The 15,792-nt window shown below is 35.3% G+C and carries 14 protein-coding genes; 4 read left to right on the plus strand and 10 right to left on the minus strand.

The window, feature by feature from the left end:
- Nucleotides 1–2 precede the first annotated feature (2 nt).
- From KHA93_RS06740 to KHA93_RS06755, 4 genes are all read right to left on the minus strand, one after another.
- The gene (locus KHA93_RS06740; protein WP_213110031.1) at nucleotides 3–992 is read right to left on the minus strand and encodes an aminoglycoside phosphotransferase family protein; all 990 of its coding nucleotides are present in this window, start codon (nucleotides 990–992) and stop codon (nucleotides 3–5) included.
- 26 nt (nucleotides 993–1,018) lie between these two features.
- Nucleotides 1,019–2,143: a DHHW family protein gene (locus KHA93_RS06745; protein WP_213110032.1), complete on the minus strand. Its 1,125-nt coding sequence runs from the start codon at nucleotides 2,141–2,143 to the stop codon at nucleotides 1,019–1,021.
- A gap of 12 nt (nucleotides 2,144–2,155) precedes the next feature.
- Complete coding sequence (locus KHA93_RS06750; protein WP_213110033.1) at nucleotides 2,156–3,541, minus strand: MBOAT family O-acyltransferase; 1,386 nt, start codon at nucleotides 3,539–3,541, stop codon at nucleotides 2,156–2,158.
- Nucleotides 3,542–3,774: 233 nt separating this feature from the next.
- Nucleotides 3,775–4,332, minus strand: a complete 558-nt coding sequence (locus KHA93_RS06755) for a DUF4358 domain-containing protein (RefSeq protein ID WP_213110034.1) — start codon at nucleotides 4,330–4,332, stop codon at nucleotides 3,775–3,777.
- A gap of 333 nt (nucleotides 4,333–4,665) precedes the next feature.
- Here KHA93_RS06755 and KHA93_RS06760 point away from each other — a divergent pair, with 333 nt between their 5' ends.
- The 4 genes from KHA93_RS06760 (at nucleotide 4,666) to ftsH (ending at nucleotide 9,099) form a co-directional block, all read left to right on the plus strand.
- The gene (locus KHA93_RS06760; protein ID WP_213110035.1) at nucleotides 4,666–6,012 is read left to right on the plus strand and encodes a cytochrome ubiquinol oxidase subunit I; all 1,347 of its coding nucleotides are present in this window, start codon (nucleotides 4,666–4,668) and stop codon (nucleotides 6,010–6,012) included.
- Nucleotides 6,009–7,034, plus strand: a complete 1,026-nt coding sequence (locus KHA93_RS06765; protein ID WP_213110036.1) for a cytochrome d ubiquinol oxidase subunit II — start codon at nucleotides 6,009–6,011, stop codon at nucleotides 7,032–7,034. The genes KHA93_RS06760 and KHA93_RS06765 overlap by 4 nt, the downstream gene beginning before the upstream one ends.
- Before the next feature lie 15 nt (nucleotides 7,035–7,049).
- Entirely contained in the window at nucleotides 7,050–7,154 is a 105-nt protein-coding gene (gene cydS, locus KHA93_RS23835) for a cytochrome bd oxidase small subunit CydS family protein (RefSeq protein WP_432806306.1), read from the plus strand.
- A gap of 103 nt (nucleotides 7,155–7,257) precedes the next feature.
- Nucleotides 7,258–9,099, plus strand: a complete 1,842-nt coding sequence (gene ftsH, locus KHA93_RS06770; protein ID WP_213110037.1) for an ATP-dependent zinc metalloprotease FtsH — start codon at nucleotides 7,258–7,260, stop codon at nucleotides 9,097–9,099.
- Between the two features lie 185 nt (nucleotides 9,100–9,284).
- On the opposite strand, the gene KHA93_RS06775 is transcribed toward ftsH, so the two are convergent.
- The 6 genes from KHA93_RS06775 to KHA93_RS06800 all read right to left on the minus strand — a co-directional run bounded on the left by KHA93_RS06775 (nucleotide 9,285) and on the right by KHA93_RS06800 (nucleotide 15,723).
- Nucleotides 9,285–10,052 (minus strand): HipA family kinase, encoded by a 768-nt coding sequence (locus KHA93_RS06775; protein ID WP_213110038.1) that lies wholly within the window; start codon nucleotides 10,050–10,052, stop codon nucleotides 9,285–9,287.
- Nucleotides 10,049–11,164, minus strand: a complete 1,116-nt coding sequence (locus KHA93_RS06780) for a glycosyltransferase family 4 protein (RefSeq protein ID WP_213110039.1) — start codon at nucleotides 11,162–11,164, stop codon at nucleotides 10,049–10,051. The genes KHA93_RS06775 and KHA93_RS06780 overlap by 4 nt, the downstream gene beginning before the upstream one ends.
- 104 nt (nucleotides 11,165–11,268) lie before the next feature.
- Complete coding sequence (locus KHA93_RS06785) at nucleotides 11,269–12,342, minus strand: RIO2 family protein (protein WP_213110040.1); 1,074 nt, start codon at nucleotides 12,340–12,342, stop codon at nucleotides 11,269–11,271.
- Between the two features lie 208 nt (nucleotides 12,343–12,550).
- On the minus strand, nucleotides 12,551–13,876 hold the full coding sequence (locus KHA93_RS06790) for a UDP-glucose dehydrogenase family protein (RefSeq protein ID WP_213110041.1): 1,326 nt from the start codon (nucleotides 13,874–13,876) through the stop codon (nucleotides 12,551–12,553).
- Nucleotide 13,877: 1 nt separating this feature from the next.
- Nucleotides 13,878–14,774: a UTP--glucose-1-phosphate uridylyltransferase GalU gene (gene galU / locus KHA93_RS06795; RefSeq protein WP_213110042.1), complete on the minus strand. Its 897-nt coding sequence runs from the start codon at nucleotides 14,772–14,774 to the stop codon at nucleotides 13,878–13,880.
- Nucleotides 14,775–15,294: 520 nt separating this feature from the next.
- A complete protein-coding gene (locus tag KHA93_RS06800) occupies nucleotides 15,295–15,723 on the minus strand; it encodes a cell wall hydrolase (protein WP_213110043.1) in 429 nt (142 codons plus the stop codon).
- Between the last annotated feature and the right edge of the window lie 69 nt (nucleotides 15,724–15,792).

The raw sequence follows: 15,792 nt of genomic DNA on the forward strand, positions 1-15,792 counted from the left end.
ATTCATAAAGCTTTTTCTATATCTGTTCGAAAGGAATCAGCTTGAGAACATTCAATTAATGTTGATCTAAGCAGTTTAAGTGTAATATCTTCTGATTTCACAAGTCCCTCAAAGCGCAAATCCTTTATCCATTCCCAGATGTCTTCTAATTTTCTCTTTAGGAAATAAAATTCGTATGCATCTATATCTGGTGTGTCATAATTCATGTATTTTTTATACACTTTTAAAAACTGCTTTGCATATGGCTCTGTCACGACTAAAATGAGGTCTTGTTCTTGTGGTGCAAGTTTTACACATTCCCAATCAATTAGCATCAAATTTTCACCTTGCATGATATTCCAATTATGGGCATCAGCATGGCACAATACGTATTTGTGTGCTTTGTTATATAGTGTTTTTGATAAAAACATCATCCTATCAATCTTATCTAGCAAACAATTACAATAAGGTTTTACAATTTCTAATACTACATCGTCTTTTTTATCAAGATCGTAATGTATAAACGACGATAACAAATCACAATATTCAATACCGAAGTCTTCTACTGTCTGCTGTTCTCTCAATTTATTTGAAACTTTGGAGGTACTTTGATGGAGCAATCCAAGGATCCTTGCTAATTCATTAACCTGATTAGTACTTAGTGGATTCTCGCCTATTGTTGCACCTTCTACATACTCAGAGAGTAAGTAAACAAAGCTTTCATCTTCACATTTATTACCATCAAATTTCGTAAAAATTGGATTTACTATATTGTTATTTAATTCTGTATAATCATGAAGCCATTTTACTAGCGGGGTACATCCGTCGATTGCATCTATCCATTGAACGACTGAAGGCTTGTTCTTGTTATAAACTTTCAAGAAATAATTCCTTTCCTTATCTTCAATGAAAAAAGCTAACGCCGACCAGCCGCCCGTCTGTTGTTCTATCCTTGTCACTTCTATATTGTAGTTTTCTTTTAACATCGTCACGATTCGATTGTTAATATCCATCCTGTTCCCACCTTCAGTTACGTATCCTACTTCTTCAACCAAATCAGATTGGAGTCTGTTGAGAAATTCACCACATTATAAAGGAATAGCACTTCTTTAATATCGTTTTCCCTAATAAATTGATCAAAATCTGAATGGTAGTATCGTAAATCAATGACATATATTTCTTCAAAATGATTAGCTAAAAAAGGAATAAACGCATGAGCATAGGAATCTTTGATAATGGCTAATTTCCGACCATTATTTACACTTGATTTAATAGTAACTAAACTATGATTTCCATTTAAAAAGAAGGAATATTGGTCTTTTTTCTTTAAAAAAGACCATTCAAATAACGAGTCGGATATTTGTTTTTTATCATCAAATCGCACTGAATATGATGTATCAAAATTAGGCTCCAACTTTTCAATCATGTCAGGTATTACATTATGCCCTAACACCTTGGATGCAAACGTTCCATAAAAATCGTTTGATACTGTTTTTACTGTAAAATCATGCAAGGAATAAGGTTCGATCCCTAATGTATGTGCTGCTTGGACATAGGCATAATAGGCTCCACGCATCGTCCAATGGTGATCTGTCTTAAAATAAATCGATTCGTTTTTATGGTCTGTTAACGTATCTAATACTTCAATAAATTGTATAGAGTTTAATAGTTTCTTCCTTACCTCATCTATCACTGCTTTTTGAGGAAAAGACTGAGCAAATAAAGGAAGCTTTTCTTTGTAAATGTCTACTGATGTCGGTGCTAGCATCATGTAATAATCAAGATTCTCGTTTTTCTTCGCAAATAAATTAATATACTCTATGTTTTTATTCAATTGGTCTTTAGGCTCTATAAATCCTTCCAATAAGAATCCATCTTTCCCTAAGAAAATCCCATTCGATTCTTGCTTCAACATCGCTGTTTCCGACGCAGCTTTTATCCACATCCATTCCTTTTTCCATACGAACTGATCAGAAATATATTTCTCGAAACGATCCATGAATTTTCCGGATAGAATATTATTTACAGAAATTGTTGGCTTTTGTTCGAGATTCCGATTTTCCTCTTCTGAAAAGGCAATATCGTCTGAAAACAAATTTAATAAACAAACAATCCCTAAAAAACTAATAAACATACATGCAATGATCTTATCGCTAATTCTCATTTTTTTCCCTCATTAAAAACGAAAATACAAAAATGGATTATATGATGCATTCACTAGAAAAGCTATCGAAAGTATCAGAATGGCGAAGTATATGAACGGCGAGATGAATGAATTAACTTTTCTATTTTTGAATAGATTCATAATTGGCAATGCTGCAATGATGGCAACAATGAACAAGACTCCATTCGTGTAAAGCTCGTATAACGTTTGCTCATTTATAATCGCATTACTAGATAGTCCAAACATAATATTTAGATATTGAAACCCTGCCATTAGATCCTCAAACACAAATAAAACCCACCCAATTAAGATGAAAAAGATGAAATATAGATGCTGAACAACTGGATGAAATCTTGCTAAGAATGTACTTAGACCCGCTCTTTCTAAAGCAATCAAAATTCCGAAATAGAGTCCCCACACAATAAAATTCCAGCTTGCTCCGTGCCAGAAACCAGTCAATCCCCAAACAATGAACAAATTACGATATAGTTTAACCTTCCCTTCTCGGCTTCCCCCAAGCGGGATATATACGTAGTCTCTAAACCAGCCACCTAGTGTCATATGCCATCTCCGCCAAAATTCTGTGATGGTTTTAGAAATGTATGGATATTGAAAATTAACAGGAAAATTAAAGCCAAACATTTTCCCCAGTCCTCTTGCCATGTCTGAATATCCACTAAAATCAAAATATATTTGTAGTGCAAATGCTAGGATACCGAGCCATGACGAAACTACAGTCAGCTCTGATAAGCTTCGACCTTCTATATCGTTCCAAAGTATACCAACATTATTGGCAAGTAATACTTTTTTCCCTAGTCCAATCACAAATAAACGGACACCATCAGCAAATTGCTGTAAAGAAATACGACGATGAATCAACTCTTTTTCAATTGATTCATAACGAACTATCGGTCCTGCGATAAGCTGTGGGAATAAACAAATATACATCGCCAAGGCAATTGGATTTTTTTGCGGCAGCACCTTACCTCTATATACATCAATCGTATAGCTCATCGTTTGAAACGTGTAAAAGGAGATTCCGATTGGTAGCGGCAAATCAAGAAGTTCTAAATTTGCTCCCAATAATAGATTTAGATTTTCTATAAAGAAATCCGCATATTTAAAAAAGGAAAGTACTCCGATATTTATTATTAATGACGATAGAAGAAAGATCTTCGACAAATACTTTCCCTTAAACTTTGCAATTAATAAGCCATGAATATAATCTGTCACGGCTGAAAAAAGCATCAACAAAATATAAACAGGCTCCCCCCAAGCATAAAAAATCAAACTTAGTATGAGAAGGAGCACATTTTTCAATTTCTTTGGACTTAAATAATAGATTAATAATGTAATAGGTAAAAAGACAAAAAGAAATACTAAGCTGCTAAAAACCATTTAAACACATCCTAATTAGAGCGAAAACGCCTTGCACATCGACATACAACCCACTCAGTGTCGGTCTTAGCCAATGTTCTTACCTGAGATAAAGAAAACACGATTCGTTCAACAGAACGAATCGATGTTGACTTATCTAACGGAAGAGGACAAGACGTTTACTAATTCCTAGTCGATAACATCAAAGCTGACAATAAAAGACTTATAATAAATTTTCATTAGATGAAACGAAATCATTTAAGCTTTTTATCAAATACTTCTTCCAATTTTTCAGGATGTGCATACGTAATATAAATTAAATAAGAGCCTTTTACTTTAATAATATTATTTTTCACTTTGTCGTACTGATCAGGTAAATATTGTTCCCAAGTAGTGACTTGCGCTTCCTTTTCTTTTTTCAGTACATCAATCAATTCATCCACTTTCGAATCATCTTTTGCTTTTAGCAAAATGATTTCATCAGAATTTATATTCATCATGGCAGCGATGACATAGCCTTCTTCGATATTATTTGGGTCAATATTCAATTTTTCCATTAAAAATTCGCTATTAGGATTATTTGCGTCTTTTTTGACAAGGTCACTTTCTATGTATGTTTGTAAAACACCATCTTTTAGAGCGTCGTCAACCCCTTCTGCTTTTAAATCTTCAGCAATCTTTTCTTTTATACTATTGACGATTTCTTCTAATGAAACATCAGCAGCCCCAGCATTGTTTACTCCATTACTACATCCAATAAGTGTAAAAAGTATAATAGCAATCATTCCTGTAAAACCTATCATTTTTTTCATGTTTGCACCTCGATTATTTTGTTATCCATTATCTTTGACGAAAGTTTTTACGTTTTGTTTCATTACATTGGATATTTATTTTTCCATGTGATAATGTTCACAATATAGACTGGAATATATTAATAATTTGTCATACTTTCTAAGTACATACGATTTTTAAAACGGGTATGATAAATAAATGGAGAGATTATCGGCATTAAATTTTTATATAAGGAGCTTTGAAATATGTATAAAAAACATGAAAAAGGGCTTATGTGGCTAGCGTTCGTCGTAGCGGCAATCATGTTTGTTTCCATACTTGGGAGAATCTTTGGTTAAAGGAGGAGAATTTCATTGGTAAATGAAGAAGCACTTTTTTTCAGCCGGATTTTAACGGAACTAACGCTTTCTTTTCATATCATATATGCCACAATTGGTGTTGGGGTTCCACTCATGATCATGATTGCTCAATGGGTGGGCATTAAAAAGAATGATGAACACTATATTCTACTCGCGAGAAGATGGACACGCGGTTTTGTTATTACTGTTGCCGTTGGGGTCGTGACAGGTACGGCCATTGGTTTACAGTTATCCTTATTATGGCCAAATTTTATGGAGCTTGCAGGGAACGTCATTGCCCTACCTCTTTTCATGGAGACATTTGCTTTTTTCTTTGAAGCCATTTTTTTAGGAATTTATCTTTATACGTGGGATCGTTTTGAAAATCAGAAAAAACATTTACTATTGCTTATTCCGGTAGCCGTTGGGGCATCTTTTTCTGCGATCTTTATAACGATGGTCAATGCATTTATGAATGCTCCTCAAGGTTTTGAACTCGTAGACGGCCAACTCGTAAATATTAATCCTATAGTGGCTATGTTCAACCCTGCCATGCCTACAAAAGTAGCGCACGTCGTCGTTACTGCATATATGACTGCCGCTTTTGTCCTTGCATCTATTGCTGCTTTTCGATTGCTAAGAGGTTCCAATCATATTTATCATAAAAAAGCTTTGTCATTAACAATGAAGCTCGGTCTTATATTTTCAATTGCTGCAGCTGTTATTGGTGATTTTTCAGGAAAGTATTTAGCGGAGTATCAGCCAGAAAAATTAGCTGCGGCTGAATGGCATTTTGATACTGAAGGAAAAGCACCATTAATATTGTACGGAAAATTGGAGGATGGCGAGGTCAAGTATGCGATCAAACTTCCTTTTGCACTAAGTGTATTGGCACATAGTGATCCAACTGCTGAAGTACTTGGATTGGATAAGTTTCCAGAAGATGAAATCCCTCCACTTTATATTCATTATCTATTCGATACGATGGTAACGATTGGAGTATGGATGGTTGTATTATCGTTTGTCTTTTGGGTAGGCTTGAAGAGAAGATGGCGAATTATTCATACGAAGTGGTTTAGATGGCTCGTTGTGTTGGGTGGTCCCCTTTCCATCCTCGCGATTGAAGCAGGTTGGTGGATGGCAGAAGTTGGTAGACAACCGTGGGTACTTAGAGGCTTGATGAAAACCGCTGATGGAGCTACCTCAAGTAATCAAGTGGACCTCATGCTCGTGTTATTCGCTGGATTATATGTCATCTTAGCTATCGGTACAATCGTTATATTAAGCAGGATGTTTCGAAAAAATCCAGTCGAACGTGAATTAGAAGATCGGGCAGTAGAAAAAGGCGGTGATCCAAGATGAATTTAGAGATCCTAGGGATATTAGTTCTTTGGACTTTCCTATTTGGATATGTGATTGTTGCTTCTGTTGATTTCGGAGCAGGTTTTTTCAACGCTTACAGTGTTTACACAGGTAAAAAACATATATTAACGAATATCATACAACGATATTTATCACCAGTTTGGGAAGTGACGAACGTATTTCTTGTCTTCTTTTTCGTTGGAGTGGTCGGATTTTTTCCAAAAACTGCATTTTATTACGGTACGATTCTTCTTGTACCTGCGAGTATCTCGATTTTACTATTAGCCATTCGAGGGTCGTATTATGCATTTGAAACATATGGATCTAAAGGACATAAAGGATATGCTTTTATGTATGGATTATCTGGGTTGTTTATACCAGCATCATTATCCATCGTATTAACGATTTCTGAAGGCGGATTTGTTTCAATAGTTGACGGAAACCCCGTCCTTGATTATTGGACTCTATTTTCCAGCCCATTAACATGGAGTATCTTCGTTCTAAGTCTCACTGCTGTTTTATATATTTCAGCTGTATTTTTAACATGGTATGCCCATAAAGCAAAAGATAAAAAAGCAACTGAACTTATGAGAAAATACGCTTTACTTTGGGCGTTTCCAACGATTGTAACAGCGGGTGGAATTATTGTTGAACTGCGGTTCCATAATCCTGAACATTATGGACGAATACTTGATTTATGGTGGATGTTCGCTCTTTCCTTTTTGATGTTTATCGGTACGGTTTATCTTATCTGGAATCGAAAATATTATGGACGTGCATTCGGGTTACTTGCAGGACAGTTTGCTCTTGCTTTTTATGCATACGGATTTTCACATTATCCTTACTTGCTTTACCCGCATTTAACTATTTATGACGGATTCACAAACAAAGCGATGGCTATCTCTCTTGTCGCTGCTTTTATCGCAGGTCTGTGCTTGTTGATTCCATCATTGTATTTGTTATTACGGTTGTTTTTATTTGATAAAAAATACGTGGAAGGAAAATCAGATTATCACCCATAAGGAGAGATGTTTTTCGTGACTAATTTCTTTATATTTGCTGCACCATTTATTGTGTTGGCATTATCGATTGGTCTTGCATTTTGGGCTGCGTTAAGAGACACACCTTATATTGATGAGTAATGTTATGATAGCCTAATTCTTTCAGGATTAGGCGGCTTTTGAATTAATGATTTACATTTAAGTTGGAGAACATATTAAAAGTAACCATCTGGGAGGATGTTAAATGAAAGAAATAAAACCACCCAAGAAACCACTTATTTTTTACTATGGAATCACGATTCTTGTAATACTGCTTCTTAATTCATTTATTTTACCAGCTATCTATAATTACTCTATTAAAGAGGTTGATTATGGTACATTTTTAACAATGGTTGAGGAAGGTAAAGTAGAAAAAGTAGAAATTGAAAATAATGAAATAGTTTTTCAACCATTTGATACGTCTGAATCTAAGTATTATAAAACGGGAGCGATAAATGACCCTAAATTAGTAGACAGATTGCATAATGCAAACGTTCAATTTTCTAAAGTTATACCGAAGGAAACCTCGCCGGTACTCAGCTTTATTTTATCTTGGATACTCCCACTTATAATCTTTATAGCGATCGGTCAATGGTTTGCGAAAAAAATGCAAAATCGAATTATGGGTGGAGGCAATGCCCTATCCTTTGGAAAAAGTAAAGCCAAAGTATATGTCGAAGCACAAACTGGCATTACGTTTGCCGATGTTGCAGGTCAAGATGAAGCGAAAGAAGCATTACAGGAAATTGTCGACTTTCTTCATAATCCTAATAAATATAAAGAGATCGGTGCGAATATCCCGAAAGGTGCTTTATTAGTTGGACCACCAGGAACAGGTAAAACCTTGTTAGCGAAAGCTGTTGCAGGAGAATCAAAGGTCCCCTTCTTCTCCATATCAGGGTCTGAATTTGTAGAAATGTTCGTCGGTATGGGAGCGGCAAGAGTAAGGGACTTATTTAAACAGGCACAGGAAAAGGCTCCTTGTATCGTTTTTATCGATGAAATAGATGCTATTGGGAAAAGTCGTAATTCAGGAATATCGGGGGGCAATGACGAAAGAGAACAAACATTAAATCAGCTTTTAACAGAAATGGATGGTTTTGATGCTGATAAAGGTGTGGTTATCCTTGCCGCAAGTAATAGACCTGAAACGCTTGACAAAGCACTTCTCAGACCCGGAAGATTTGACCGTAGGGTTCCAGTTGAATTACCGGATTTAGCAGGACGTGAAGCAATTTTACAAGTTCATGCCAAAAAAGTTAAATTAGCGGATCATATCGACTTTAACGTCATCGCAAGAGCAACTTCCGGAGCATCGGGTGCTGATTTGGCAAATATAATTAATGAAGCAGCACTTAGGGCGGTTAAGTTGGGACGAAATAAAGTAACACAAAACGACTTGGAAGAATCAGTCGAGGTTGTCATTGCAGGTTACCAAAGAAAAAATGCTGTAATCTCGATGAAAGACAAATTAACGATTGCTTATCATGAAATTGGACACGCATTAGTTGCAGCGAAACAAACCCACTCTGCCCCTGTCCATAAAATAACGATTATTCCAAGGACATCAGGTGCTCTAGGGTACACAATGCAAGTGGACGAACGTGAAACCGTCTTAATGTCTAAAGAGCAAGCTTTGGATAAAATTACGACGTTTATGGGAGGACGTGCCGCGGAGGAAATTATTTTTAAAACCATTACGTCCGGTGCATCTAACGATATTGAACAAGCGACTAAAATTGCTAGGTCCATGGTAACAAGATTCGGTATGAGCGAAGAATTTGATATGATGGCACTGGAAACAGTCAATAATCCGTACTTAGGAGGAGATACTTCCCTATTGGTTTCAGCAGAAACAGCTTCTAAAATCGACGACGAAGTTTTAAACATCATTAAATCTTGCCACCAAAATGCGATCAAAATATTAGAGAAAAATATAGATAAATTACACGAATTGACAAAATTCCTTCTCGAAAAAGAAACGATCAGTGGTGAGGAATTTATGGATATATTATCTGGAAATCAAAAGGAAGATTCGATCACATAAAAAACTAATTGCAGCCGTTTTATGTCACGGCTGTTCCTTTTTAATCATAACTTGTACGTATAAGTGCTGCCCGGATTTAAGACTAGGTACTAAAAGTGTAATGTCTACTATTAATTGTACCAATTCTAACGATATATTAGTATAATTAATAAACTATATTAAAAAAGACCCCTCATGGAGTCCTATTACTTATGCATTGGTCGATACATTTCGTGAATAACTTTCTGTAACAAGTTGGGAAGGATATGTTTTCGACGTTCGACCAATGTGCTTACTATCGCCTTCCTTTCTTCTCTTGTTACATTCCATTCATCAGGTATTACTGAAACAATTTCTTCTATTAAAAATGTAGGGATTGTTTGTATTAACTCAAGTTGCTCATAAAAACTGTTTTCATCTTCAATATACTTTGCCATAAATTGATGAGTTGCGCTTTTCATTATATCTGCTTGTTGTATTTCAAGATCGGAGAGGAGCCAACTGTACGAACCAAAAACTTCTGAATGGTCAATGGCCCATAAGTGATAGGATTGAGGTTCTTTTTCGAGTAATAAAATATTTTTTCTTGTTCGATCTCGATTATGAAGCCAATAATCAAATAAAATGATGCTTGCCAATGTATCGTTATTGATGATGTGAGAAACGGAAGTCGCTTCGTGACCATCGATGCAATCGGGAATATATAGAGATGCAAAGTGGTGATGACTATCACTCATTTGTAGAAGTTCAGGTATATTAGTAGAAAACTCACTTGGTATTTCTACTATTCTAGAGTACGGAATCGGAAGTCCAAGATATCTTCCTAAGCAATAGGCTATCCACTCATTTGGTAAAGCTTTATCAAAAACTGGTTGAACATATTTAACGACGTAATCTTTTCCATCGTCAAAAGTAATTAGATGAGCACAGGACTTCCCTTCGAGTGTTTTTTTGTATGCAAGAGGCTTGATCATAACGCACTCAACTCATTTGTATTTTCATTACTGTTTACTACTATATTTTTTAACAACTCAATATACTGGTCCCCCACTTGTTGAATGGAAAAATGATCACGTACATGGTCATTGGCTGCTTCTGACATCTTTTGATGTAATTCAGGATCATCCAATATTCGATATATTTGTTTCACTGCATCTATTACACTCCGCTCTTTATAGAGCAATCCTGTTTTCTCTTGAATCACTAATTCAGTCATAGGCATTAACTTTGATGCTACCACTGGTACCCCACATACCATAGATTCAATAAATGTATTACCAAATGATTCAGTTTTTGTAGTTGCTAGTGTACATCCACCAGATTGTCTAATCTTTGCATATACTGAAGGCATTTTCTGATAAGGAATGACTGGAAACCATTTAACGATATCGGTAAGCTGCTCTTCTTCTCTTTTCAAGGCAAATTCTTCACGTTGTACACTTTGTGCTCCGCCAATCAACCATATTTCAATATCATTTCTTTCTTCTTTAATCTTTTTGGCGATATCTAATAACATTGGCCAATTCTTTCGTTTATCTACTCTGCCAATCCACCCGATAATCTTTTTGTTATTTGGTAATACAGGCAGCTCTTCTTCATCTATTTCCCCAATAGATAATACTCGGAAGAATGAAGTATCGATTCCGTTATAAATGACATTAATTGGGATCCCATCAGAAAGAATCGAAACTAATCGCCTTTGATATTCCGACGGAACAATAATTGATTTTGGTTGTATTCGTCTAAACTTTGTTAAATGGGGTTGGAGTTTTATGAGCTCAGGTGTTCGTGCTTCGACAATAACAGGACCTTTATACTTTGCTTTTTGGATCCACTTAAATGCAGCACCCGTATCTACAACAATAATTGCATCATAAGAGTTCTTCTTTATGATATTAATAATTATTTCATCATCTTTTGTTAAATAAACGGGAGCTACATCCTGCATGATGTGGAGACCACCGTGGTCGGTTGTATATAGAAATTCAGTATGAATCCCATGTTTTTTAAAATGAATTGCGCGATTTCTCCACCCCGCATTAACCCCCCCAACTGTGAGTAGACGCCATATTACAAGTACTTTCATTTAATTTTCTCCTCACAATATATTCGCTCTTCGTTTTGTCATGTATTAGGAAGTATAGAGTATTTGTACTGTATGGGAGCTTTTGATAAATTGATTTCCTCGATCTAATTCCATTTTATTTCTTGTATGCGGTTACGCCTTTTATTTGGTCTAAATTCATTCACATACAAATCCATTTTCTCTTCTTTTTTCTTATTTTTACGTTCTTCTTTTTGACTTTTTTTCCAGTCATCATCGTGCCAGTATACTATTGATTTGTCTCGATTTTGATCTCTTTTCGGTATTAATTCATATTCATACCAATCCCTAATGTCTGAGTCTGAATTCGAGCTTTCATTCAGTCTCTGTTCATATTTATCCCAATGTTCATCGATTTTTTTCATTACAGAATCTATATTATATCCTCGAGCAAGCATTGCTTTTATCCATTCTTCTTTAAAAACTTTATGTGATAAGCCCTCAAGTAAAATCACATATTGTTTTTCATCGTTTGTTGTTAATAATCCTGAACTTATCGTGTCTAAACTATTTTCCTTAGGTTTTTGTGCCATAAATGCTTGTGTAATTTGTCGAGAAATTTCTTCCATTCTAATGTAATGAACCCACTCTTTATATAATTCGGGTGCTAATTCTTGAACATGAGACATAAACAAGGCCTTATTCTTTTCACCTAATGAAGTTAATAACTTGCGTGGATAAGGATATACACGGTCACGCCAAACTGTCCTAGAAACATCAATTACTTTTAAATTTCCATCATCTTGAATGAAAATTTGTCTTTTATGATGATCAATCCGTTCGAAGCCAACTTCCTTAAACGTAATAAGCAATTTGATTAATTTCTCTGAAAGTGCTTCAGTTAAAGGCTGAGATAGTAAATATTCTCGAACATCAACTCCTTTAATGAAATCCATCGCAATATAATTGGATCCTTTTGCTAAAATGCGAGGAAAAATGTCTGATTGTTGCCCTAATGACAAGGCATAGTGTTCACGTTCACAGTCTTCCGAATTCCCGAATACTTTTACACAAACCTCATCACTTACTTGGAAAACGGCTCCTTGGCGACCTTTGCCAATCAAATCCATGGGTGATTTATTAACAACTTCCACATCTTTATTTTCTATATTCCGGACTTTGATTTTCTTAATCCATGCATCCAGTAATTTAGTATCCATAAAATTCTCCTTTTTCAGCATTAATAAAGGGATGGCAGAAAGTAAGAATGAGCAGAAACAAATGAATGATTTCAGATCATTCTTTTAGCTTGTTTTATCACTTATATTCTGTTGAATTTGTAATAAAAAATAGTTTGATATTACCACTCATGATAGTTAATTCAATGAGGTATAAATGTGTAAAGGCAAGCGTCTAAAAAGGGAAAAATTAATGAGTTTGCTGATGTGGATGTATAATGGAAGGTCGCCCAACGGGATAATATTCAACAATGTCAAGTGCATTAATAATGTTTTCGTCTAAACAATTTCTTCCATCAAAGATGATGGGCCATCTCATTTTTTTCAATATATTTACATCTAAGTGTTTAATTTCATCCCAATCTGTAACGATAAATATAGCATCTGCATCTATTGCAGCGTCTTCAACTGAACTTGCATAATTAATCGTATTTCCTAATATTTTCCTTGCATTACTATTGGCGACTGGATCATATGCTATTACTTCTGCTCCTTCATTTGCTAATGATTTAGCAATTTTTATCGATGGTGCGTCCCTCATATCATCCGTATTTGGTTTAAAGGAAAGACCAAGCAAGGCAATTTTTCTTGCTCTTAAATGTCCAAAACGTTTTTTCGCTTTTGTCACAAGAATTACTTGCTGCTCATTATTAATCCTCATTGTTTCTTTTAACATTGAAAAATGAATACCATGTTGATTAGCTGTTAGTTCTAAAGCTTTCACGTCCTTTGGAAAACATGATCCGCCATATCCAATACCTGCTTGTAGAAAAGACTCTCCAATTCTTTTATCTGCCCCCATACCCACAGCGATATCAGTTACATCAGCACCCACCTTTTCACATAAATTTGCAATTTCATTAATATAACTAAGCTTTGTTGCTAAAAAAGCATTAGAGGCGTATTTTATCATTTCTGCACTTCTTATACTTGTCATAATCATTGGAGCGTTTAATGGAAGATACATCTCTCCTACTTTTTCTGCTACTTCCTTTTTGTTTGCTCCTATAATGATTCTATCTGGGTGAAGGGTATCATTAATAGCCGTACCTTGCCTTAAAAACTCGGGGTTAGATGCCATTTTTATTGTGCTTTCTCTATTGCAACGATTCATTATTATTTTTTGTATGTTCTCATTTGTTCCAACCGGAACTGTACTCTTTATGACAACAATCGCTCCATCTGTCAAATAAGGTGAAATATCTTTCGCGCATTGGATAATATATGACAAATCGGGACTGCCATCTTCACCTTGTGGAGTTCCAACAGCTATAATGATGATTTCTGCGCTATCTAATCCTTCTTGATGAGAGGTCGTAAATGTCAATCTTCCTGCTTTTGTATTTTTTTGAAGTAAATTCTCAAGATTTGGTTCATATATAGGAGAAAATCCTTGACGAAGCTGATTAATTTTTTGCTGATTGATATCAATACATGTTACATAGTGACCTATTTCTGCCATACAAACACCAGTGGACAGTCCGACATATCCTGTACCTAGTATAGAGATTTTCATATCAATTCATCTTTCTCTTTTGTTTTTCTTTCATATATACCTCAGCTATATATTTCAGTATCTCATCCCTTATATCTTTTCTTAATATAGCAAAATCAATAGTTGCCTTAATAAATCCAATTTTATCCCCAATATCGTAACGATTTCCTTCAAAATTATAGGCTAGAACTGCCTGATTTTTATTAAGTTCATTAATAGCTTCTGTAAGTTGTAATTCTTTGCCGTCATTAATTGGAAGCCTTTCTAATATCTCAAATATTTCAGGTCTTAAAATATATCTCCCCATAATCGCATAATTAGACGGAGCTTCTTCCTGTTTTGGTTTTTCTACTAATGAATCTATGTTAAACAGATTGGGATCTGTATTATTTCCTTTTGGTTTAATCACACCATATTTGCTTATATCCTTTTCTAAGACCTTTTGCACTGCTATAACTGAGGTATTATAATAATCAAAAACATTTATAATCTGTTTTAAGCATGGAGTTTCGGAAACTACGATATCATCCCCTAGTAAAACAGCAAAAGGCTCATTTTCAACAAAACTTTTCGCGCAAAGAATAGCATGTCCTAGCCCTTTTGGCTCTTTTTGTCGCACATACACAATATTTACTAAATTAGATATTTTCTGTACTTCCTCTAAAAGTGTTAACTTCTTTTTTCTAAATAGGATATCTTCCAATTCATATGATGTATCAAAGTGATCCTCTATTGAACGTTTACCTCTGCCATTGATGATGATTATTTCTTCAATACCTGAAGCTACTGCTTCTTCTACAATATATTGGATCGTTGGTTTATCGACTATAGGCAGCATTTCTTTAGGCTGAACTTTTGTTGCTGGCAAAAAACGGGTTCCAAGACCGGCAGCAGGAATAATTGCCTTTCGGATTTTCATGCAAATTCCCCCCCAATAACATTTTTGTTAATCTTTTATATGCGGATGTACATATTCGGGACACGATAAATGCCTATAAATACCAAATAATATAGTGTTTAAAACGAACAAAATGAATTCGAATGTCCATCGATTTAATAACTTCACTGTATTGTAGGGGAAAATACAAGTAGTTTACTAGTTAAAAAGCACTAGAGCAAGACGATAAACGCCTTAAAGAAATTCATTCGGATTGTTAACATAATAATTTTCTGGTAAATTAAAACAAAAACACAATATCCTGTTCATCAACGTACTGGACAAATGGTGTGGGTCCGTCGCCTGGCCCTTTTAGTTGATGTTCCACTTTCGGTCCTGCCCATGGATAAAGCATGAAGGAAAAAGGACAGAAGTTTACTAGTCGTCAGCTGCTTGCACTAGACGAAAACTACCGACTTAAGGATATCCACAAGTGCTTCCAATAAATATGTCTAAAGGCATAAAAAAAAGCATCGATATCGATGCTCACTAAAATGGCGGTTTAATACGTATTATATACATTCTCACATTCTTCGCCGGTTGGCTCGTAGAAACAATGTAGTTTATATCGTCCCACTAAAGGCTGATTATACCACTGAGCTGGACAATCTCCTTCCGGTCTAAAATACCATAAACTATATTTAGATGGCCAAAGCCTATGACCGTTCACAGCTTTCCTTGCTAAACTTCTTTCTTTTTCTCTTGCCCCTTGATAAAAATATCCATGTATAACCGCTTCAAATGCATGAGGCTGATAAATCATTTGAGGAATCGTTCGAATACCTTTAAAGTCGGAACAATTTGCCCTGATCCTGTTGACGCCGACATTCCCAACCATTAACATGCCTTGTATTCCTTCCCCTTCTGCTTCCGCTCTTAAAAGGCGTGCCAACAAATCAATATCTGATTCTCTGGCTTTAACTACAGCCATACCTCCACCTCCATCAATCATTCACGACTATCATATTTCAATTAATTGTAATTGTTGACGGAGGTTCAT

This window comes from Lederbergia citrisecunda (assembly GCF_018343695.1).
Taxonomy (GTDB): Bacteria; Bacillota; Bacilli; order Bacillales; family Bacillaceae_C; genus Lederbergia; species Lederbergia citrisecunda.

Coding starts and splice junctions, on each gene's coding strand:
- KHA93_RS06780 (WP_213110039.1), bottom strand. CDS start 11,164: ATGAAAGTACTTGTAATATGGCGTCTACTCACAGTTGGGGGGGTTAAT.
- KHA93_RS06800 (WP_213110043.1), bottom strand. CDS start 15,723: ATGGCTGTAGTTAAAGCCAGAGAATCAGATATTGATTTGTTGGCACGC.
- KHA93_RS06755 (WP_213110034.1), bottom strand. CDS start 4,332: ATGAAAAAAATGATAGGTTTTACAGGAATGATTGCTATTATACTTTTT.
- KHA93_RS06750 (WP_213110033.1), bottom strand. CDS start 3,541: ATGGTTTTTAGCAGCTTAGTATTTCTTTTTGTCTTTTTACCTATTACA.
- ftsH (WP_213110037.1), top strand. CDS start 7,258: ATGAAAGAAATAAAACCACCCAAGAAACCACTTATTTTTTACTATGGA.
- KHA93_RS06765 (WP_213110036.1), top strand. CDS start 6,009: ATGAATTTAGAGATCCTAGGGATATTAGTTCTTTGGACTTTCCTATTT.
- KHA93_RS06775 (WP_213110038.1), bottom strand. CDS start 10,052: ATGATCAAGCCTCTTGCATACAAAAAAACACTCGAAGGGAAGTCCTGT.
- KHA93_RS06785 (WP_213110040.1), bottom strand. CDS start 12,342: ATGGATACTAAATTACTGGATGCATGGATTAAGAAAATCAAAGTCCGG.
- KHA93_RS06745 (WP_213110032.1), bottom strand. CDS start 2,143: ATGAGAATTAGCGATAAGATCATTGCATGTATGTTTATTAGTTTTTTA.
- galU (WP_213110042.1), bottom strand. CDS start 14,774: ATGAAAATCCGAAAGGCAATTATTCCTGCTGCCGGTCTTGGAACCCGT.
- KHA93_RS06790 (WP_213110041.1), bottom strand. CDS start 13,876: ATGAAAATCTCTATACTAGGTACAGGATATGTCGGACTGTCCACTGGT.
- KHA93_RS06740 (WP_213110031.1), bottom strand. CDS start 992: ATGGATATTAACAATCGAATCGTGACGATGTTAAAAGAAAACTACAAT.